Below are 19,657 nucleotides of genomic sequence, written 5' to 3'. Positions count from 1 at the left end.
CGCCGTGGCACGCCCGACGCGGCTCGAGGTGCCGACCGGCAAGGGGCCGGGCGAGCTCGTGCTCGAGCGCCCGACCGGCACGCTGCGGGGCGTGCTGGTGCTCGGGCACGGGGCCGGCGGCGGGATCGACGCCCCGGACCTCGTCGCCGCGCGCGACGCGGCGCTCGCGTCCGGCCTCGTGGTGGCCCGGTTCCTGCAGCCCTACCGGGTCGTGGGACGGCGCGCCCCCGCGCCCGCAGTCCAGCTCGACGCCGCGTGGCTCGAGGCCGTCGGCGTGGTGCGCGGGCGCCGCGGGCTGCGCCGTCTTCCGCTCGTCGTGGGCGGGCGGTCGTCGGGGGCGCGCGTCGCGTGCCGCACCGCGCTCGCCGCGGGCGCGGTCGGTGTCGTCGCCCTCGCGTTCCCCGAGCACCCGCCGGGCAAGCCGGACCGGAGCCGGCTCGCGGAGCTCGACGGGGCGGGGGTCCCGGCGCTCGTCGTGCAGGGGGAACGCGACCCCTTCGGGCTTCCGCCCGCTGCCCCGTCGCGGCGTGTCGTCGTCGTGCCGGGCGCCGACCACACCCTGGGCAGGCGCGGGGCTCCGGTCGTGGCGGCCGAGCTCCCGGCCTTCCTGGACGAGGTCCTGGGCGCCCGCCACCCGGAGCCCGCGCCGGCCTGACCTTTCGCGCCCGCTCGCCGGCCCGACCGGCGGCCGTGGTTCCGTGTTTCCGGACATGTCGCATAGTCTCCTCGGGACACGATCCACGGACACGGGGGGAGGCGACGGTGCCGGAGCCCACGAGCACGCGCGCCACGGTCAGGGCGGTGCGCCGCCGGCAGCGGGACGAGAGCGGGCGTCGGCGGGGCGGTCCCGCCCTGCTCGCGGTCACCGGCCTCGTGCTGGTGGGCAGCCTCGCGGGCTGCACGCACAAGCCGGACGACACACCCCTCCAGGACGCGGCGGCGCAGCTCGCGTCGTCCCTCGCGGGCGGCTCGCTCGACGGCGTCGCGCTGACGGGCGCCGCACCCGCCGAGGCCACCGCGGAGCGCAAGGACGTGTTCGCCGCCGTGCCGGTCCGCCCGACGGTCACCGTCAAGGACGTGGCCCGCGTCAAGGACCACGACGACCAGGCCACGGCCACGCTCGCGTGGACCTGGCCGGTGGCGGCGGGGCACCCGTGGTCGTACACGACGACGGTCCACCTCGACCAGGGTGCGAAGGACGCGACCTCGACCGCCACCGGGACGGCGACGGCGGCGCCGTCGGCGGGCGACGACGCGTGGTCGGTGCGGTGGGACCCGACGGTCCTGCTCCCGGACCTGGCCGACGACCAGCACGTCACGTTCTCGCGCGTGCGCCCGCAGCGGGCGAACATCGTCGACGGCTCGGGCAAGGCGATCGTCGAGGACCGTGCGGTCAACGTGATCGGGGTGGACAAGACCCGTACCGACGAGGCGAAGTGGGAGTCGTCGGCCCGGTCGCTCGCGAAGGCGCTCGACCTCGACGCCGACGCGTACGCGAAGCAGGTCGCAGCGGCCGGCCCCAAGGCGTTCGTCGAGGCCATCGCCCTGCGCGCGTCGGACCCGACGGACGTCTCGAAGCTCACCGCGATCCCCGGCGTCGTCGCGCTCGCGCAGAAGATGCCGCTCGCACCCACGCACGACTGGGCGCGCCCGCTCCTCGGGACGGTCGGCGACGCGACGGCAGAGATCGTGAAGGCCTCGGGCGGCCGCGTCCAGTCGGGCGACCAGACCGGGCTCTCGGGGATCCAGAAGCAGTACGACGCGCAGCTCGCGGGGCAGGCCGGCATCGCGATCCGGCTCGTCGACGACGGCGACGGCGGGCTGAGCAGCGGCGGCGACGGCTCCGACGACAAGGGCACCGAGCTCTTCTCTGTCGCGGTCGTCGACGGCACGCCCGTGAAGCTCACGCTCGACAGCGCGCTCCAGTCCGACGCCGAGAAGGTCCTCGCCGACCAGAAGGTCGCGGCCGCGATCGTCGCGGTGTCCACCTCGGGCAAGGTGCTCGCCGCGGCGAGCGCGAGCGCGGGGGGCGGCCTCTCGACGGCGACGACGGGGAAGTTCGCGCCCGGCTCGACCATGAAGGTGGCGAGCTCGCTCGCGCTGCTGCGCGAGGGCGCGAAGGCCACCACGACCGTCCCGTGCACGCCGTCCCTCACGGTCGACGGACGGAAGTTCACCAACGACGCCGACTACCCGCCGGGGCGCCTCGGCGACATCGCGCTGAAGACGGCGTTCGCGAACTCGTGCAACACGGCGTTCATCTCGCAGGCGAAGAAGATCGACCAGCAGGAGCTGCACGACGCCGCGGCCGACCTCGGCATCGGCGTCCCGTCCGCGCTCGGCGTGCCCGCGTTCTTCGGGTCGGTCCCGACGACGGGCGGGGGAGCGACCGACCACGCGGCCTCGATGATCGGGCAGGGTCGGGTCGAGGCGTCGCCGTTGACCATGGCGACGGTCGCGGCGACCGTCGCCGCGGGTCACCGGGTCTCGCCCGTTCTCGTCGAGCCCGCGAAGTCCGCCGCGACCGAGGCGGGCGCGGCCACGGCGAGCCCGACCGACGTGGCGACCCTCAGCCCGACCGCCGCGCCCAGCAAGCTCACGAAGTCGGAGGCGAGCACCCTGCACGGGTTCATGCGCGCGGTCGTGACCGAGGGGACCGGCACGATCCTGTCGTCGCTGCCCGGTGACGTCGCCGCCAAGACGGGCACGGCGCAGTTCGGCGACGGCGGCAAGGCGCACGCCTGGATGATCGCGGCCGACGGCGACGTCGGCGTCGCTGTCTTCGTCGACGAGGGCGAGTACGGCGCGACGACCGCCGGCCCGCTCCTCAAGGAGTTCCTGCAGGACCTCGCGCAGGACCACCCGTCGAAGTGAGCACGAGCAGATGAGCGGCAGCCGACCTCGTGTCCTGACGATCGCGGGCACCGACCCGACGGGTGGCGCGGGGGTCGCGGCGGACCTCAAGACCTTCGCGGCGCACGGGGCGTACGGGATGGCGGTCGTGACGGCGATCGTCGCGCAGAACACGCGCGGCGTCCGGTCGGTCTACGACCCCCCGGTGCAGGTCCTGGCCGCCCAGCTCGACGCGGTGTCCGACGACGTCACCATCGACGCCGTGAAGATCGGGCTCGTGGGGAGCGCCGCGTACGCGCGTGCGATCGGCGCGTGGCTGGACCGGGTCCGCCCGCCGCACGTCGTCCTCGACCCGGTGCTCGGCGCGTCGGCTGCGGGCAGGCCGCTCCTGGGCCGGGGTGAGCGGGCCGACGACGCGCTCGCGGCCCTGCGCGACCTCGCGGCACGCGCCGACGTGGTCACGCCGAACGTCGACGAGCTCGCCGCCCTGGCCGGCGTCCCGGCGCCGACCTCCGTGACCGGGTTGGTCGAGACGACGCGGGCGCTCGCGGCGAGCCTGGGGACGCGCGTGCTCGTCACGGGAGGCCATCTCGGCGGGCGCCGGTCGCCCGACACGCTCGTCGCGCCGTCGGGCGCGGTCGTCACGGTCGACGGCGAGCGGGTCGAGACCGCGCACACGCACGGGACGGGCTGTGCGCTGTCCAGCGCGCTCGCGGCCCTGCGGCCGGTCCGACCGTCGTGGGAGGCGGCCCTGCGTGACGCGAAGACCTGGCTCACGGGTGCGCTCCGTGACGGCGGCCGGCTGGACGTCGGGCGCGGCCCGGGACCGGTCGACCACCTGCACGGCGTCCCGGCCCCGGTCCGGCAGCCGGCCTGAGGATGACGGCGGGCGGCGGTCCGGCGCCGGCGGAGCCGGGGCGCGACGTCCTGACCGAGCCGGCGTTCGCGCGCCTGTGGACCGCCGCCACGCTGAGCGGGCTCGGCTCGGCCGTGACGACGGTCGCGGTCCCGGTGCTCCTCGTGAGCGTGCTGCACGCGACGCCGGTGGAGCTGGGCGTCGTGAACGCCGTCCAGCTCCTCCCGTACCTGCTCTTCGGCCTCGTGGTCGGTGTGCTGCTCGACCGCGTCCGACGCCGGCCCGCGCTGGTCTGGGCGAGCGTCGGCCGCGCCGTCGTGCTCGCGGTCGTCCCGGTGGCTTGGTGGGCCGGGGCCCTGTCGCTGCCGCTCGTGGCCGCGACCCTGTTCGTGTTCGGCCTCCTCTCGCTGGTCGGGACGGCCGCCGTTCAGGCCTACCTCCCGACCGTGGTCGCCTCGGACCGCCTGCTCCCCGCGAACGCTCGCCTCGACCAGAGCGCCGCCGTCGCGCAGACCGGCGGCCCCGCCGTCGGCGGCGCGGTGGTCGGGCTCCTCGGGGCGCCCGTCGCGCTCCTCGTCGACGCCGTGAGCTACGTCGTCGACGCGGTCCTGATCGCCCGGATCGCGGTGGAGGAGACGGTCGTGGCGCCGGTCGTGCGGGAGCGGGTGCGCGACCAGATCGCCGACGGCCTGCGCTGGGCCTACCGGCACCGGTCCCTGGCGCCCCTCGCGTGGTCGACGCACGTGTGGTTCTTCGGGAACGCGCTCGCCCTCACGGTTCTCCCGCTGTTCGTGCTGCGGGAGCTCGCCCTGTCGTCGCTGGGCTACGGGCTCTTGCTCGCCGGGACGGGCGTCGGCGCCCTCGCCGGCGCGTTCGGGGCGGCCCGGGCGGGGCGTGCGTGGGGCCCGGGCCGGGTCATCGGGCTCGCGCGGCTGGGCTACCCGCTCGCCTGGGCGCTGATCGCCCTCGCCCCGGCCGGGGACGGGGCCGGGACCTGGACCGCGCTGGCGGCGGGCTCGGTGCTGGCCGGGGTGTCCGCGGGCCTCGAGAACGCCAACGAGATGGCGTACCGCCAGGTCGTCACGCCGGCCCGGCTGCAGGGCCGGACGAACGCGACGCTGCGGTCGGCCAACCGCTCGGCCGCCGTGGCGGGCGCCCTGGTGGGCGGCGTCGTCGCGACCGCGTGGGGCAACCGTGGGTCGCTGTGGCTGGCGGTGGGCGTGTTCCTCGCAGCGGCGGTCGTCGTGCTCGCCTCGCCGGCGCGGGCCGCGGCGTACGACGACGCGGCGTGACGCCCCGTCGCGCGGCCGCCGACCGTCCTACCGGTCGTCGCGCACGCTGATGATCGTCTTGCCGTGGCGCCGCTCGGTCGGGTTGAGGGCGGCGACGGCGTCGTCGAGGGGCGCCACCGTGTCGACGTTCGCCCGCAGCCGGCCGTCGCGGACCCGTTGCACGATCTCGCCGAGCTGCGCCCGGTCGGACTCGACGACGAAGTCGACGGTGCGGCCGTCCGCGGGCCGCGCCTCGGCCGGCCCGACGACCGTCACGCGCGCTCCGCCCGGACGCACGAGCCGCGCGGACCGCCGCTGGACGTCGCCGCCGATGACGTCGAAGACCAGGTCGACCCCGCCGACGTCCTCGAGCGCGTCGGAGCCGAGGTCGAGGAACTCGGCGGCGCCGAGGTCCAGCACTTTCGCCCGGTCCGCCGCACGGCCGGTGCCGATCACGTAGGCGCCCGCCTCGCGGGCGAGCTGGACCACCGCGTTCCCGACGGCCCCCGCGGCGCCGTGGGCGAGGACGGTCCGCCCGGCCTCGAGGCGCCCGTGCTGGAACAGCCCCTGCCACGCGGTGAGGCCCGAGATCGGCAGGCTCGCGCCCACCGTGGGCTCGACGTCTCCGGGTAGCGGCGCCAGGTTGCGGGCCTCGACGGCGACGTACTCGGCGAGCGTGCCGTCGCGGTGCCAGTCGGTCAGGCCGACGACGCGCTGGCCCACGCTCAGGCCGGTCGTGCCGTAGCCGAGCGCGGTCACGACCCCGGCGAGCTCGTGGCCGAGGATCGACGGGGTCCGGTCGCGCCCGGCGCGGTCCTTCCAGGTGGAGGGCCACTCGACCTCGGTCGGGACGTAACCCGCGGCGTGGACCTGCACCACGACCGTCGTTGATGGCCGCGGTCGGCTCCGGCCGCTCCGTGAGCCTCATCCCCGCCGCGCCCGCGGCCGGGTCCGTCACCGTGATCGCCTTCATCGGAACCTCTCTCGCTGGGGAACCCGCGCGGCGCGGGCGGTGTGAATCGGCCCGCTAGGGCACGAGCAGGACCTTGCCGGTGGTCTGCCGGCCTTCGAGCGCGCGGTGCGCGTCTGCGGCGTCGGCGAGCGGGTAGGTCGCGCCGACGCGGACGTCGAGCGTGCCGTCCTCGACGGCGGCGAAGAGCTCCGTCGTCCGGGCCAGCAGCTCGTCCCGCGTGGCGACGTAGTCGCCGAGCGTGGGGCGCGTGAGGAAGAGCGATCCGGCGCGGTTGAGGCGCTGGATCTCGAAGGGCGGCACCTGCCCCGACGCGCCGCCGAACAGCACGAGCATGCCCCGCCGCCGCAGGGAGGCCAGCGACGCGTCGAACGTGTCCTTGCCGACACCGTCGTACACGACGTGCACGCCCGCGCCGCCGGTGAGGTCGCGCACGAGGCGCGGCAGGTCGCTCGTGAGGTCGTCGAGCTCGCGGTACCGGACGACGTCGGACGCGCCCGCTCCCCGCGACAGGTCCTCCTTGGCCGCGTCGCCCACCGTCGTGATGACGCGGCCGCCCCTGGCGACCGCGAGCTGGGTCGCGAGCAGCCCGACGCCGCCCGCGCCCGCGTGCAGGAGGACGTCGTCGCCGTCGTGCACGGGGTAGGTGGACGTCACGAGGTAGTGCGCCGTCAGCCCTTGGAGCATGAGGGCGGCGGCGGTCTCGAGCGCGACGCCGTCGGGCACGGGCACGGCCCGGTCGGCGGGGACGACGACCCGTTCGGCGTACGAGCCGGGCGCGGACTCCCACGCGACGTGGTCGCCCTCGGCGACGCCTGTCACGCCGTGGCCGACCCCGACGACGACCCCCGCGCCCTCCGAGCCCGGCACGTGGGGATAGGACGTGGGGTAGACGCCTGCCCGGAGGTAGGTGTCGATGAAGTTGACGCCGGCGGCGGCGAGCTCGACGACGAGCTCACCCGGCCCCGGCGTCGGGTTCGGACGGTCGGTCACGGTGAGGACTTCCGGTCCTCCGGCCTGCTGGGCGACGACGGCACGCATGCGCCCTACGCTACGACGCGCGGTGCCAGACGAGCGTGTGGCCGGTCGCCTCGAACGCCTCGTTGCCCGCGAGCTTGCCGTGCGTCGTGGCCTCGTGGACGAACCCGACGGCCTCGTAGAACGCGCGGGCGGCGACGTTCGCGTCGAGGACCTCGAGCTCGACGCGGTCGCCCGCGCGCTCGAGCACGTCAGCGACGAGGGCTCGTGCCACGCCCCGGCGGTAGAGCGCGGGGTCGACGTAGAGCCAGGTGATCTCGTCGGTCGAGGCGGCGACGAAGCCGGCGACGCGGCCGTCGACCTCGGCGACGCGGACCGGCTGGGAGAAGAGCTCCTCGTTCTCGTACGTCTCGGCGAGGGGCAGGTACGCGGCGAGCCCGACCGTGTCGCGCAGCTCGTCGAGGCGGGCGGCGTCGTGGATGCGGCAGAGGTCGTCCCAGTCGCGCTCGGCGTAGGGGCGGACGACGATCGGCATGGGTCGAGTATCCGAGCTCCCGCCATGACTTTTCCTCTCGGCGCATAGGTATGTAAGATCATGCATATGACGATCAGAGTGGCGGTCGCCGGTGCGAGCGGCTACGCGGGCGGGGAGACCCTGCGTCTCCTCGCCGACCATCCCGACGTCGAGGTCGGCGCGCTCACGGCGCACTCCAACGCCGGCACGCTGCTGGGCGAGCACCACCCGCACCTGCGCGCGCTCGCCGCTCGCGAGCTCGTCGCGACGACGCCCGAGAACCTCGCGGGGCACGACGTCGTGGTGCTCGCGCTGCCGCACGGCGCGAGCGGCGCGATCGCCGCGCAGCTCCCGGCCGACGTCCTCGTCCTCGACCTCGGCGCGGACCACCGGCTCGCCTCGGCCGACGACTGGCAGACCTACTACCGCTCGGAGCACGCGGGCACCTGGCCCTACGGGATGCCCGAGCTCCTGCTCGCCCCGTCCGCCCAGGTCGGCCCGACCGAGGACACGCCGCTCACCAAGCAGCGCGAGAACCTCGCGGGCGCCCGCCGGATCGCCGTCCCCGGCTGCAACGTCACCGCGGTCACGCTCGGCCTGCAACCCGGCGTCGCGTTCGGCCTGCTCGACCCCACCGACCTCGTCGCGGTCCTGGCCGTCGGATACTCCGGCGCGGGCAAGTCGCTCAAGCCGCACCTGCTCGCCGCGGAGGCCCTCGGCTCGGCCCAGCCGTACGCCGTCGGCGGCACCCACCGGCACATCCCCGAGATCGCTCAGAACCTGCGGGCCGCGGGCGCGCACGACGTCTCGATCAGCTTCACGCCCGTGCTCGTCCCCATGTCGCGGGGCATCCTCGCCACCGCGACCGCGCGGCTCGCGCCGGGCCGCGAGGGCACGACCACCGCGCAGCTGCGCGAGGCGTGGGCGGAGGCGTACGCGGGGGAGCCGTTCGTCGAGCTCCTGCCCGAGGGCGAGTGGCCGACGACGGCAGCGACCCTGGGCGCGAACACCGCCCTCGTGCAGGTCGCGCTCGACGAGCGCGCGGGCCGCGTCGTGACCGTCACCGCGATCGACAACCTTGTCAAGGGCACCGCGGGCGCCGCGGTGCAGTCCATGAACATCGCCCTGGGCCTCCCGCAGACCCTCGGCCTGACCGTGCAGGGGGTCGCCCCGTGACCGTCACCGCCGCCGACGTCGTCGCCTACCCGGGCTCGCCGGGCACCACCGCCGCCGCGGGCTTCCGTGCCGCCGGTGTGACGGCGGGCCTCAAGGCCTCGGGCAACCGCGACCTGGCGCTCGTCGTCAACGACGGCCCGCTCCAGGTGGGTGCCGCCGTCTTCACGACGAACCGCGTCGTCGGGGCGCCCGTGCTGTGGTCGCGCCAGGTCGTGAGCGACGGCGTCGTGCACGCCGTCGTCCTCAACTCGGGCGGTGCGAACGTCTGCACCGGCCCGGGGGGCTTCCAGGACGCGCACGCGACCGCGGAGAAGGTCGCCGAGGTGCTGGGGGCCTCGGCGGCCGACGTGGTCGTCGCGTCGACGGGTCTGATCGGGGAGCGCCTGCCGATCGAGAAGCTGCTCGCGGGCGTGGACGTCGCGGCCGGGACCCTGGCCGGCGACGCCGGCGCTGGCGAGGCCGCGGCCGACGCCATCCGCACGACGGACACGGTCGCCAAGACCGCGCACGTGACGGTCGAGACCCCCGCCGGGTCGTTCACGGTCGGCGGCATGGCCAAGGGCGCGGGCATGCTCGCGCCGGCGCTCGCCACGATGCTCTGCGTCGTCACGACGGACGCCGTCGTCGACGCGGCCACCGCCGACGCCGCGCTGCGCACCGGGACGCGCGCGTCGTTCGACCGCGTCGACTCCGACGGGTGCATGTCCACGTCGGACACGGTCACCCTCCTGGCCTCCGGGGCGAGCGGCGTCACGCCCGACGACGCCACGTTCGCGGCCGCGGTCCGGGCGGTCTGCGCCTCGCTCGCCCGCCAGCTCGTGGCGGACGCCGAGGGCGCGTCGCACGACATCGCCGTGACCGTGACCGGGGCGGAGACCGAGGACGCGGCGCTCGCCGTCGCCCGGGCCGTGACGCGCTCCAACCTCTTCAAGACTGCGGTGTTCGGCAACGACCCCAACTGGGGCCGCATCCTCGCCCAGGTCGGGACGGTGCCCGTCGAGGTCGCCGCGTTCGACGCGGACCAGCTCGACGTCAGCGTCAACGGCGTCCAGGTCTGCCGGGCGGGCGGCGCCTACCGGCCCCGCGACGAGGTCGACATGGCCGCGCAGCGCGAGGTGCGCGTCGACATCGACCTCCACGCCGGCGACTCGACCGTCACGGTCTGGACCAACGACCTCACGCACGACTACGTCCACGAGAACAGCGCGTACTCCACATGAGCGAGACACCCACCGAGCTTCCGCCCGCCCACCCCGGCTTCGACACCCGCACCGCCCTGCGGCCCGACCAGAAGGCCGAGGTCCTCGTCGAGGCCCTGCCGTGGCTCGAGCGCTTCCGCGGCGCGCTGGTCGTCGTCAAGTACGGCGGCAACGCCATGGTCGACGACGAGCTCAAGCGCGCCTTCGCGCAGGACATGGTGTTCCTGCGCAGCGTCGGGCTGCGCCCCGTCGTCGTGCACGGCGGGGGGCCGCAGATCTCCGCGATGCTCGACCGGCTCGGGATCGAGTCCGAGTTCCGCGGCGGTCTGCGGGTCACCACGCCCGAGGCCATGGACGTCGTCCGGATGGTGCTGACCGGGCAGGTCTCGCGCGAGCTCGTCGGGCTGATCAACGCGCACGGCCCGTTCGCCGTCGGGCTGTCGGGGGAGGACGGCCGCCTGTTCGAGGCCGAGCGCCGGACGGCGACCGTCGACGGCGAGCAGGTCGACGTCGGCCAGGTGGGCGACGTCGTCGCCGTGCACCCGCGTGCCGTCCAGGACCTGCTCGACGCCGGGCGCATCCCCGTCGTCTCGACGGTCGCCCCGGACGTCGACGACCCGACCCAGGTGCTCAACGTCAACGCGGACACCGCGGCGTCGGCGCTCGCGGTCGCCCTCGGCGCGCGCAAGCTCATCGTCCTCACGGACGTCGAGGGCCTGTACACGCGCTGGCCGGACAAGGACTCGCTGGTCTCCCAGATCAGCGCCGACGACGTCGAGGCGCTCCTCCCGTCCCTCGCGTCGGGCATGATCCCCAAGATGGAGGCGTGCCTGCGCGCGGTGCGCGGCGGCGTGCACGCGGCGACGGTCATCGACGGCCGCGTCCCGCACTCCGTGCTGCTCGAGATCTTCACGCCCGAGGGCAACGGCACCATGGTCGTGCCCGAGATCCTCGGCGCCACCACCCCGACCCAGGAAGGCGTCCCCGCATGAGCGAGCTGCTCGCCGCGTCCACCGGCGACCTGACGCACCCCGAGCCCGGCTCGGTGGCCGAGTGGACGGACCGCTACACGCACGCGGTCATGGACACGTTCGGACCCCCGCAGCGGGTGCTCGTGCGCGGCGAGGGGGCGTATGTGTGGGACGCCGACGGCAACCGCTACCTCGACCTGCTCGGCGGCATCGCGGTGAACTGCCTCGGGCACGCGCACCCGACGCTCACCGCCGCGATCAGCGCGCAGCTCGGGACGCTCGGGCACGTGTCGAACTTCTTCGGCTCGCCCACGCAGATCGCGCTCGCGGAGAAGCTGCTCGGCCTCGCCGGCGCGCCCGAGGGCTCGCGCGTCTTCTTCACGAACTCCGGCACCGAGGCCAACGAGGCCGCGTTCAAGATGGCGCGCCGCAACAACCCCGACGGCACCCGGACGCGGATCCTCGCGCTCGAGGGCTCGTTCCACGGCCGCACGATGGGCGCGCTCGCGCTCACGTCGAAGGCCGCGTACCGCGAGCCGTTCGAGCCGTTGCCGGGCGGGGTCGAGTTCTTGCCGTTCGGCGACGAGGCCGCCCTGCGCGACGCCTTCTCACCCGACGTCGTGCGCGAGCGCGGGGAGGTCGCGGCGTTCGTCCTCGAACCGATCCAGGGCGAGGTCGGCGTGCGGCCCCAGCCCGCGGGTTACCTCGCGCTGGCCCGGGAGCTCACGGCGAGCAACGGCGCGCTGCTGATCCTCGACGAGGTCCAGACCGGCGCGGGCCGCACGGGCGCCTGGTTCGCGTACCAGCTCCCCGAGCTCGCCCCCGAGGGCTTCCTGCCCGACGTCGTCACGCTCGCGAAGGGCCTCGGCGGCGGCTTCCCCGTGGGTGCCGTGCTCGCGTACGGCGACCGGGCGGCGCACCTGCTCGGCCGGGGCCAGCACGGCACGACGTTCGGCGGCAACCCCGTCGCCGCGGCCGCGGCGCTCGCCACGATCGGCGTGATCGAGCGCGACGACCTGCTCGCCAACGTGCGCGCCGTCGGCGCCTACCTCGCGGAGCGCGTGACCGGCCTCGGCCACCCGCTGGTGGCGGGGGTCCGCGGCGCGGGCCTGCTGCGCGGGATCACGCTCGCCGCGCCCGTCTCCGCGGACGTCGCGCAGCACGCGCTGGCCGCGGGCATCGTCGTCAACCCGGTCGCGCCCGACGCCCTCCGCGTCGCGCCGCCCTACCTGCTCACGCGCGACCAGGTCGACGACCTGGTCGCGTTCCTCGCGGAGCTTCCCCACGACCTCGGACAGGAGTCCTGACATGGCATCGACGCAGGCCCCGCGGCACTTCCTGCGCGACGACGACCTCACGCCCGCGGAGCAGCGCGAGGTCCTCGAGCTCGGGCTCGCGTTCCACGACGACCGCTTCGTCCGCACCCCGCTGGCCGGCCCCCGGGGCGTCGCGGTGATCTTCGACAAGCCGTCCACGCGCACGCGCGCCTCGTTCTCGGTGGGCGTCGCGGAGCTCGGCGGGTACCCGCTCGTCATCGACTCCCAGACCAGCCAGCTCGGCCGCGGCGAGCCCGTCGCCGACACTGCCCGGGTCCTCGGCCGGATGTGCTCGGCGATCGTCTGGCGGACGTTCGGCCAGGAGCTCATCGAGGAGATGGCGGCGGCGTCGGCGGTGCCGGTCGTGAACGCGCTCACCGACGCGTTCCACCCGTGCCAGATCCTCGCGGACCTCATGACGGTCGCCCAGCACCGCGGCGGCGTCGGCTCGCTCGCCGGCACGACGTTCGCCTACCTGGGCGACGCCGCGAACAACATGGCCAACTCCTACCTCCTCGGCGGCGCGACCGCGGGCATGCACGTCCGCGTCGCAGGCCCGGCGGGCTACCTGCCGGACCCGGCGGTCGTCGCCGACGCGGAGCGCATCGCCGCGCAGACCGGCGGATCCGTGCTCGTCACGACCGACCCCGCCGCCGCCCTCGCGGGCGCCGACGTCCTCGCGACCGACACCTGGGTGTCGATGGGGCAGGAGGACGAGAAGGGCGACCGGGAGGCCCCGTTCCTTCCGTACGCGATCGACGCGGCGGCGCTCGCCCAGGCCGCCGACGACGCGATCGTCCTGCACTGCCTCCCGGCCTACCGGGGCAAGGAGATCTCCGCCGACGTCATCGACGGCCCGCAGTCCGTCGTGTGGGACGAGGCGGAGAACCGGCTGCACGCGCAGAAGGCGCTGCTGACCTGGCTCCTGGAGCGGTCGTGACCGACCCCTCCGCGACCGGGACCCAGGCGGCTCCCGCCACCACCCCCGCGACGAAGGCCGCCCGCCACGCGCGCATCGTCCAGGTGATCGCGCACGGAGAGATCCACTCGCAGGCCGAGCTCGCGCGCGAGCTCGCGGCCGACGGCCTGGGCGTCACGCAGGGCACGCTCTCCCGCGACCTGATCGAGCTGCGGGCCGAGAAGGTCCGCAGCCCGTCCGGCGCCCTCGTCTACGCTGTGCCCGGCGAAGGCGGGGACCGGTCCGTGCAGGCCGCGGCCGACGCCGGCTACCTCTCGGCACGCCTCGCGCGCCTGTGCGCGGAGATGCTGGTGTCGGCGGAGGCGTCGGGCAACCTCGTCGTCCTGCGCACCCCGCCGGGCGCCGCGAACTACCTGGCCTCCGCGATCGACCACTCGGTCCTTCCCGACGTGCTCGGCTGCGTCGCAGGGGACGACACGATCCTCGTCGTCGCGCGCGGCGGCGGCGACGGCGGCGACCGGGTGGCCCAGCGCTTCCTGGCGCTCGCGGGCGACTGACCACCTTGACCACATCACGCACCACCACGGACCAGAAAGAGATGAACCGCCATGACTGATCGCGTCGTGCTCGCCTACTCGGGCGGCCTGGACACCTCCGTCGCCATCGGCTGGATCGGCGAGGCCACGGGGGCCGAGGTCATCGCCGTCGCGGTCGACGTCGGCCAGGGCGGCGAGGACCTCTCCGTCATCCGCCAGCGCGCCCTCGACTGCGGCGCCGTCGAGGCGTACGTCGCCGACGCCCGCGACGAGTTCGCGGCCGAGTACTGCATGCCCGCGCTCCGCGCGAACGGCATGTACGAGGGCCGCTACCCGCTCGTCTCCGCGCTGTCGCGCCCGGTGATCGTCAAGCACCTCGTGCGCGCCGCCCGCCAGTTCGGGGCCGACACCGTCGCGCACGGCTGCACCGGCAAGGGCAACGACCAGGTCCGCTTCGAGGTCGCGACGACGTCGCTCGCCCCCGAGCTCAAGTCGATCGCTCCCGTCCGTGACCTGGCGCTCACGCGCGAGAAGGCCATCGACTATGCCGAGAAGCACGACCTGCCGATCGCGACGACCAAGCACAACCCGTTCTCGATCGACCAGAACGTGTGGGGCCGCGCCGTCGAGACGGGCTTCCTCGAGGATATCTGGAACGAGCCCACCAAGGACGTCTACTCCTACACGGACGACCCGACGTTCCCGCCCGTCGCCGACGAGGTCGTCATCACGTTCGAGCAGGGCGTCCCGGTCGCGATCGACGGCACTGCCGTGACCCCGCTCCAGGCCATCCAGGAGATGAACCGCCGCGCGGGCGCCCAGGGCGTGGGCCGGATCGACATCGTCGAGGACCGCCTCGTCGGGATCAAGTCACGCGAGATCTACGAGGCGCCGGGCGCGATCGCCCTCATCGCCGCGCACCAGGAGCTCGAGAACGTCACGCTCGAGCGCGAGCAGGCCCGCTACAAGCGGCTGATCGAGCAGCGCTGGTCGGAGCTCGTCTACGACGCGATGTGGTTCAGCCCGCTCAAGCGCTCGCTCGACGCGTTCATCGACGACACCCAGAAGTACGTCTCGGGTGACATCCGCATGGTCCTGCACGGTGGTCGCGCGACGGTCACGGGCCGCCGCAGCGAGGCGTCGCTCTACGACTTCAACCTCGCCACCTACGACGAGGGCGACGCGTTCGACCAGTCGCAGGCCCGCGGCTTCATCGAGATCTACGGCCTGCAGGCCAAGCTCTCGGCCGCGCGTGACGTGAAGTTCGGCAACGGCGTGGACTTCGGCACCGGGGCGCTGTGAGCCATGGCTGACGAGACTCCCCACGCCGCGGACGGCGCGGCGCCGGGCTCCGACGTCGCCGCGGGTGCAGCGGGCGCCGGCGGCGTCGTCGCGGACCGCGAGGAGCGCGTGAGCCTCTGGGGCGGCCGGTTTGCCGGCGGCCCGTCGCGCGAGCTCCAGGCGCTCAGCCAGTCGACGCACTTCGACTGGCGCCTCGCGCCGTACGACATCGCGGGCTCGCGGGCCCACGCCCGCGTGCTCGCGCAGGCCGGGCTCCTGACGGGTGATGAGCTCACGGGCATGCTCGACGCCCTGGACCGTCTCGAGCAGGACGTCGCGGCGGGGGAGTTCCTGCCGGTGCTGGCCGACGAGGACGTGCACACGGCCCTCGAGCGCGGCCTGATCGAGCGGGCGGGTACCGAGCTGGGCGGCAAGCTCCGCGCCGGCCGGTCCCGCAACGACCAGATCGCCACGCTCGTGCGGTCGTTCCTGCGCGAGCAGGCGCGCACCCTCGCGAACCTCGTGCTCGACGTCGTCGACGCGCTCGTCGAGCAGGCGGCCGCTCACCCGGACGCGCCCATGCCCGGGCGGACGCACCTGCAGCACGCGCAGCCGGTGCTGCTCGCGCACCAGCTGCTCGCGCACGCGTGGCCGCTGCTGCGCGACGTCGACCGCTGGATCGACTGGGACGTCCGCGCCGCGCGCTCGCCGTACGGGTCGGGTGCGCTCGCGGGCTCGTCGCTGGGGCTCGACCCCGCGGCGGTCGCGACCGACCTCGGCTTCGACGGCCCGGTCGAGAACTCGATCGACGGCACCGCCTCGCGCGACGTCGTGGCCGAGTTCGCGTTCGTCGCCGCGATGACGGGCATCGACCTGTCCCGGTTCGCGGAGGAGATCATCCTCTGGAACACCAAGGAGTTCGGCTTCGTCCGCCTCGACGACGCCTACTCCACGGGCTCGAGCATCATGCCGCAGAAGAAGAACCCGGACATCGCCGAGCTCGCGCGTGGCAAGGCGGGCCGCGTGATCGGCGACCTGACGGGTCTGCTTGCGACGCTCAAGGGCCTCCCGCTCGCGTACAACCGCGATCTGCAGGAGGACAAGGAGCCGGTGTTCGACCAGGTCGACACGCTCGCGGTCCTGCTGCCGGCGTTCGCGGGCATGGTCCGCACGCTCACCTTCGACACCGACCGCATGGCGGCGCTCGCGCCGCAGGGCTTCTCGCTCGCGACCGACGTCGCCGAGTGGCTCGTGCGCCAGGGCGTGCCGTTCCGGGTGGCCCACGAGGTCGCCGGCGCGTGCGTGAAGTTCTGCGAGGACCGCGGCATCGAGCTGTGGGACCTCACGGACGCCGAGCTCGCCGAGATCTCCGAGCACCTGACGCCCGACGTGCGCACCGTGCTCAGCGTGGAGGGCTCGCTCGCCTCCCGCGACGCCGTCGGCGGCACGGCCCCGGCCCGGGTCGCGGAGCAGCTCGACGCCGCCCGGGCCCGCGCGGCGGAGTACCGCGTGTGGGCGCAGGACTGACCGCGCGCCGTCGCAGGACGCCGGGGACGCACGCATGAGCGTGTCCCCGGCGGTCCTCGCCGAGCTCGTGACCCGCACCCGCGACGGTGAGCCGCGCCTCGGTCCGGTGGGGGACCGGGCGCGGCTCGTCGTCGTGGACGGCCCCGCGGGCTCGGGCAAGACGACGCTCGCCGCGCAGCTCGGTGGGGCGCTGCCCGCGCAGGTCGTCCACATGGACGACCTCTACGAGGGCTGGTCGGGCCTGCGAGCCGGCACGGACCGGCTCGTCGGGCAGGTGCTCGAGCCCTGGGCGGAGGGCCGCGACGGCCGCTACGCGCGGTACGACTGGGAGGCCGGCGCCTTCGCCGAGGAGCACGACGTCCCGCGCGCCCCGTTCCTCGTGGTCGAGGGCTGCGGCGCAGGCGCCCGCCGGCTCGCCGGCCACACGACGCTCCTCGTCTGGGTCGAGGCCCCCGACGACGTCCGGCTGGCCCGCGGCCTCGCCCGCGACGGCGCGGACGCCCGCGAGCACTGGCTCGCCTGGATGCGCGAGGAGCGCGAGGTCTACACGTCCGAGGGGACGGCGCAGCGCGCCGACGTCCGGCTCGACGGCTGGGGCGAGCCGGCGTGACGCGCCTCGACCCCGCCACGGTCCCGTCCCGCTCGTGGTTCGAGCGGGACGTGCACGACGTCGCCCGTGAGCTTCTCGGCGCGTTCGTCACCCGTCGCAGCCCGCTGGGTGACGTGACGCTCCGCGTCACCGAGGTCGAGGCGTACGACGGCGAGCGAGACCCGGGCTCGCACGCCTTCCGCGGCCCGTCGCAGCGCAACCGGGCGATGTACGGCGAGGCGGGACGGCTGTACGTGTACCGCCATCTCGGCCTCCACCACTGCGTGAATGTCGTCTGCGCGCCCGAGGGCCGCGCGTCGGCCGTGCTGCTGCGCGCGGGGGAGGTGACGGACGGCGTCGAGCTTGCCCGGTCCCGTCGCCTCGCCAAGGGGCGCTGCGACACCGACCGGCAGATCGCCCGCGGTCCCGCGCGGCTCGCGGTGGCGCTCGACCTCGACCTCGACGAGTACGGTGCCGACCTCGTCGACCCGGCGGGCGCGATCGTGGTCCACCTTCCGCCGCCGTCGGGCGCGGACACGGCCGACGTGAGCCACGCCGCGGGGGAGATCCGCACCGGGCCGCGCGTCGGCGTCTCGGGAAGCGGCGGTGACGCCGCACTCTTCCCGTGGCGGTACTGGCTGGCCGGCGACCCGACCGTCTCCGACTATCGCGCGGTGCGCGCACGCAAGCGGTGACGGTCCGCCGGGGCCGCGGTCGTCCGTGGAATGACGGCGCCGCGGACCCTGCCGACACGGCACACTAGGAACGCGGTCCGTCCAGGGCCGCCCAGCGCGCGTCCCCGTGGGGCGCCGGACGAAGGAGTGGTTGTGAGCGACGTTCTCGACGAGCTGCAATGGCGAGGCCTGGTGGCGCAGTCCACCGACGAGGCCGCGCTGCGCGACGCGCTGGGAGCAGGTCCGGTCACGTACTACTGCGGCTTCGACCCGACGGCGCCGAGCCTGCACCACGGTCACCTCGTCCAGCTGATCCTCCTGCGCCACCTGCAGCTCGCGGGTCACCGGGCGCTCGCTCTCGTCGGCGGCGCTACCGGCCTCATCGGCGACCCCCGGCCTTCGAGCGAGCGCACGCTCAACACCAAGGAGGTCGTGGCCGAGTGGACGGACCGGCTGCGGTCCCAGATCTCGCGCTTCCTGGACTTCGAGGGCGACAACCCGGCCAAGCTGGTCAACAACCTCGACTGGACGGGCGAGCTCACGGCGATCGACTTCCTGCGCGACGTCGGCAAGCACTACCGGCTGGGGACCATGCTCGCCAAGGACATCGTGGCGCGCCGCCTCGACAGCGAGCAGGGCATCAGCTTCACCGAGTTCAGCTACCAGATCCTGCAGGGCATGGACTACCTGGAGCTGTTCCGCCGTGAGGGGTGCACCCTGCAGACCGGTGGGAACGACCAGTGGGGCAACCTGCTCTCGGGTGTGGAGCTGATCCGCAAGGCCGAGCAGGCGTCCGTCCACGTCCTCACGACTCCGCTCATCACCAAGGCGGACGGGACCAAGTTCGGCAAGACCGAGGGCGGCGCCGTCTGGCTCGCGCCGGACATGATGACGCCGTACGCGTTCTACCAGTTCTGGGTCAACGCCGACGACGCCGACGTCGTCCGGTTCCTGAAGATCTTCACCTTCCGCACGCGGGAGGAGATCGCCGAGCTCGAGCTGGCGGTGCAGGAGCGGCCGGCGGCGCGCGAGGCGCAGCGGACCCTGGCGTCCGACGTCACGACGCTCGTCCACGGCGAGGAGGCCACGAAGGCCGTGATCGCCGCGAGCCAGGCGCTCTTCGGTCGCGGCGACCTCGCGGAGCTCGACGAGGCGACGCTCGCCGCCGCGGTGGCAGAGCTCCCGCGTGTCGATGTCGCCCCGGGGACGCCGGTGGTCGAGGCGCTCGCGGGAGCGGGACTCGTCGCCGGGCGCTCCGCGGCGCGACGCGCGATCGCGGAGGGCGGTGCCTACGTGAACAACGCGAAGGTCGCGGGTGAGGACGCCGTCCTCGAGCCTGCCGAGCTGCTGCACGGGCGGTACGCGCTCCTGCGCCGGGGGAAGCGCACGCTCGCGCTCGCCGTCGTCGACGAGGCCGCGGGCGCCGCGCAGGCCTAGCGCGCCCGTCGCCGTAAGGGAGAGGAGGGTCGGGAGCAGTCCCGACCCTCCTCTCCGTCGTCGGGGTCAGGGCCCTCGACCAGCCGTGGGGGACCAGTCGAGCCTCCGGCCGGGTTCACCCGCAGCGAGGATCCGGCAGTCAGACGGGCCGAGCCGCCCGAGGCCAGCTTCGTCGGCGGCGGCACGAGGCGCCCGCAACCCTCTGACCAGCGCTGACGCCGGCTCGGTCAGCGTCGGCGGACTCGCAGAACTGGGCTCCCGCCGGACGCGCGACCGGGATTTGACCTCGACGCCGGGCGCCCCGTAGTGTTCTCGATGTCGCCCGGCAGGGAGGAACGGACAAGCTGGCTCAGGTCAGCGAGGCTGGTCCCCGCGGGCGTCGCCCCGAGATCTGATTCCTTGGCTCGTCTGAGCCGGGTAGGGCTCGGTCCGGTTCTGATCCTGGTTGTGAGCTCGGGTCGCCGCTGTGCGCGGCGGCTGATCGAGTTTGCCGGCGGGGTGGGGGTCGGGTAAGATGGAGAAGTTGCCCCAGTGAGAGCCCGGGAGGGTTTGAGCGGGTGAGCGTCCGTTTCTTGAGAACTCAACAGTGT

General features: G+C 74.6%; 18 protein-coding genes. 15 read left to right on the top strand and 3 right to left on the bottom strand.

Annotation, left to right across the window (positions count from 1 at the left end):
* Positions 1-4 precede the first annotated feature (4 nt).
* The 4 genes from ACFT5B_RS08135 to ACFT5B_RS08120 all read left to right on the top strand — a co-directional run bounded on the left by ACFT5B_RS08135 (position 5) and on the right by ACFT5B_RS08120 (position 5,001).
* The gene (locus tag ACFT5B_RS08135) at positions 5-655 is read left to right on the top strand and encodes an alpha/beta family hydrolase (protein WP_386797491.1); all 651 of its coding nucleotides are present in this window, start codon (positions 5-7) and stop codon (positions 653-655) included.
* Positions 656-762: 107 nt separating this feature from the next.
* The gene (locus tag ACFT5B_RS08130; protein WP_386797490.1) at positions 763-2,874 is read left to right on the top strand and encodes a penicillin-binding transpeptidase domain-containing protein; all 2,112 of its coding nucleotides are present in this window, start codon (positions 763-765) and stop codon (positions 2,872-2,874) included.
* 10 nt (positions 2,875-2,884) lie between these two features.
* A complete protein-coding gene (gene thiD / locus ACFT5B_RS08125; RefSeq protein ID WP_386797489.1) occupies positions 2,885-3,730 on the top strand; it encodes a bifunctional hydroxymethylpyrimidine kinase/phosphomethylpyrimidine kinase in 846 nt (281 codons plus the stop codon).
* A gap of 2 nt (positions 3,731-3,732) precedes the next feature.
* Positions 3,733-5,001, top strand: coding sequence for an MFS transporter (locus ACFT5B_RS08120; RefSeq protein WP_386797488.1), 1,269 nt, complete (start codon positions 3,733-3,735; stop codon positions 4,999-5,001).
* A gap of 27 nt (positions 5,002-5,028) precedes the next feature.
* Here ACFT5B_RS08120 and ACFT5B_RS08115 read toward each other — a convergent pair whose 3' ends face one another.
* The 3 genes from ACFT5B_RS08115 to ACFT5B_RS08105 all read right to left on the bottom strand — a co-directional run bounded on the left by ACFT5B_RS08115 (position 5,029) and on the right by ACFT5B_RS08105 (position 7,463).
* The gene (locus ACFT5B_RS08115; RefSeq protein WP_386797487.1) at positions 5,029-5,856 is read right to left on the bottom strand and encodes an NADP-dependent oxidoreductase; all 828 of its coding nucleotides are present in this window, start codon (positions 5,854-5,856) and stop codon (positions 5,029-5,031) included.
* A 151-nt stretch (positions 5,857-6,007) separates the two neighbouring features.
* The gene (locus ACFT5B_RS08110) at positions 6,008-6,991 is read right to left on the bottom strand and encodes a quinone oxidoreductase family protein (RefSeq protein WP_386797486.1); all 984 of its coding nucleotides are present in this window, start codon (positions 6,989-6,991) and stop codon (positions 6,008-6,010) included.
* A 10-nt stretch (positions 6,992-7,001) separates the two neighbouring features.
* Positions 7,002-7,463, bottom strand: coding sequence for a GNAT family N-acetyltransferase (locus ACFT5B_RS08105; protein WP_386797485.1), 462 nt, complete (start codon positions 7,461-7,463; stop codon positions 7,002-7,004).
* A 60-nt stretch (positions 7,464-7,523) separates the two neighbouring features.
* Between ACFT5B_RS08105 and ACFT5B_RS08100 the strand changes: the two genes are divergently transcribed.
* From ACFT5B_RS08100 to tyrS, 11 genes are all read left to right on the top strand, one after another.
* Complete coding sequence (locus ACFT5B_RS08100; protein WP_386797484.1) at positions 7,524-8,618, top strand: N-acetyl-gamma-glutamyl-phosphate reductase; 1,095 nt, start codon at positions 7,524-7,526, stop codon at positions 8,616-8,618.
* Entirely contained in the window at positions 8,615-9,838 is a 1,224-nt protein-coding gene (gene argJ / locus ACFT5B_RS08095; protein ID WP_386797483.1) for a bifunctional glutamate N-acetyltransferase/amino-acid acetyltransferase ArgJ, read from the top strand. Before ACFT5B_RS08100 ends, argJ begins: the two co-directional genes overlap by 4 nt.
* Positions 9,835-10,809 carry an acetylglutamate kinase gene (gene argB / locus ACFT5B_RS08090; RefSeq protein ID WP_386797482.1) on the top strand — a complete coding sequence of 325 codons (975 nt, stop codon included), beginning with the start codon at positions 9,835-9,837 and terminating at the stop codon, positions 10,807-10,809. The genes argJ and argB overlap by 4 nt, the downstream gene beginning before the upstream one ends.
* Entirely contained in the window at positions 10,806-12,095 is a 1,290-nt protein-coding gene (locus ACFT5B_RS08085; RefSeq protein ID WP_386797481.1) for an acetylornithine transaminase, read from the top strand. The genes argB and ACFT5B_RS08085 overlap by 4 nt, the downstream gene beginning before the upstream one ends.
* A gap of 1 nt (position 12,096) precedes the next feature.
* On the top strand, positions 12,097-13,044 hold the full coding sequence (gene argF / locus ACFT5B_RS08080; protein WP_386797480.1) for an ornithine carbamoyltransferase: 948 nt from the start codon (positions 12,097-12,099) through the stop codon (positions 13,042-13,044).
* Positions 13,041-13,580 (top strand): arginine repressor, encoded by a 540-nt coding sequence (locus tag ACFT5B_RS08075; RefSeq protein ID WP_386797479.1) that lies wholly within the window; start codon positions 13,041-13,043, stop codon positions 13,578-13,580. The genes argF and ACFT5B_RS08075 overlap by 4 nt, the downstream gene beginning before the upstream one ends.
* 51 nt (positions 13,581-13,631) lie before the next feature.
* On the top strand, positions 13,632-14,861 hold the full coding sequence (locus tag ACFT5B_RS08070) for an argininosuccinate synthase (protein WP_036952437.1): 1,230 nt from the start codon (positions 13,632-13,634) through the stop codon (positions 14,859-14,861).
* A 3-nt stretch (positions 14,862-14,864) separates the two neighbouring features.
* On the top strand, positions 14,865-16,367 hold the full coding sequence (argH, locus tag ACFT5B_RS08065) for an argininosuccinate lyase (RefSeq protein ID WP_386797478.1): 1,503 nt from the start codon (positions 14,865-14,867) through the stop codon (positions 16,365-16,367).
* Between the two features lie 34 nt (positions 16,368-16,401).
* Positions 16,402-16,977 (top strand): AAA family ATPase, encoded by a 576-nt coding sequence (locus tag ACFT5B_RS08060; protein WP_386797477.1) that lies wholly within the window; start codon positions 16,402-16,404, stop codon positions 16,975-16,977.
* Entirely contained in the window at positions 16,974-17,651 is a 678-nt protein-coding gene (locus tag ACFT5B_RS08055; protein ID WP_386797476.1) for a DNA-3-methyladenine glycosylase, read from the top strand. Before ACFT5B_RS08060 ends, ACFT5B_RS08055 begins: the two co-directional genes overlap by 4 nt.
* Before the next feature lie 132 nt (positions 17,652-17,783).
* Positions 17,784-19,067: a tyrosine--tRNA ligase gene (tyrS, locus tag ACFT5B_RS08050; RefSeq protein ID WP_386797475.1), complete on the top strand. Its 1,284-nt coding sequence runs from the start codon at positions 17,784-17,786 to the stop codon at positions 19,065-19,067.
* The last annotated feature ends 590 nt before the right edge of the window (positions 19,068-19,657 follow it).

Origin of the sequence: Luteimicrobium sp. NPDC057192 (assembly GCF_042670205.1) — a bacterium.
Classification (GTDB): Bacteria; Actinomycetota; Actinomycetes; order Actinomycetales; family Cellulomonadaceae; genus Luteimicrobium.
Note: the sequence above shows the minus strand (reverse complement) of the source record. Positions and strands in the feature narration are given on the sequence as shown.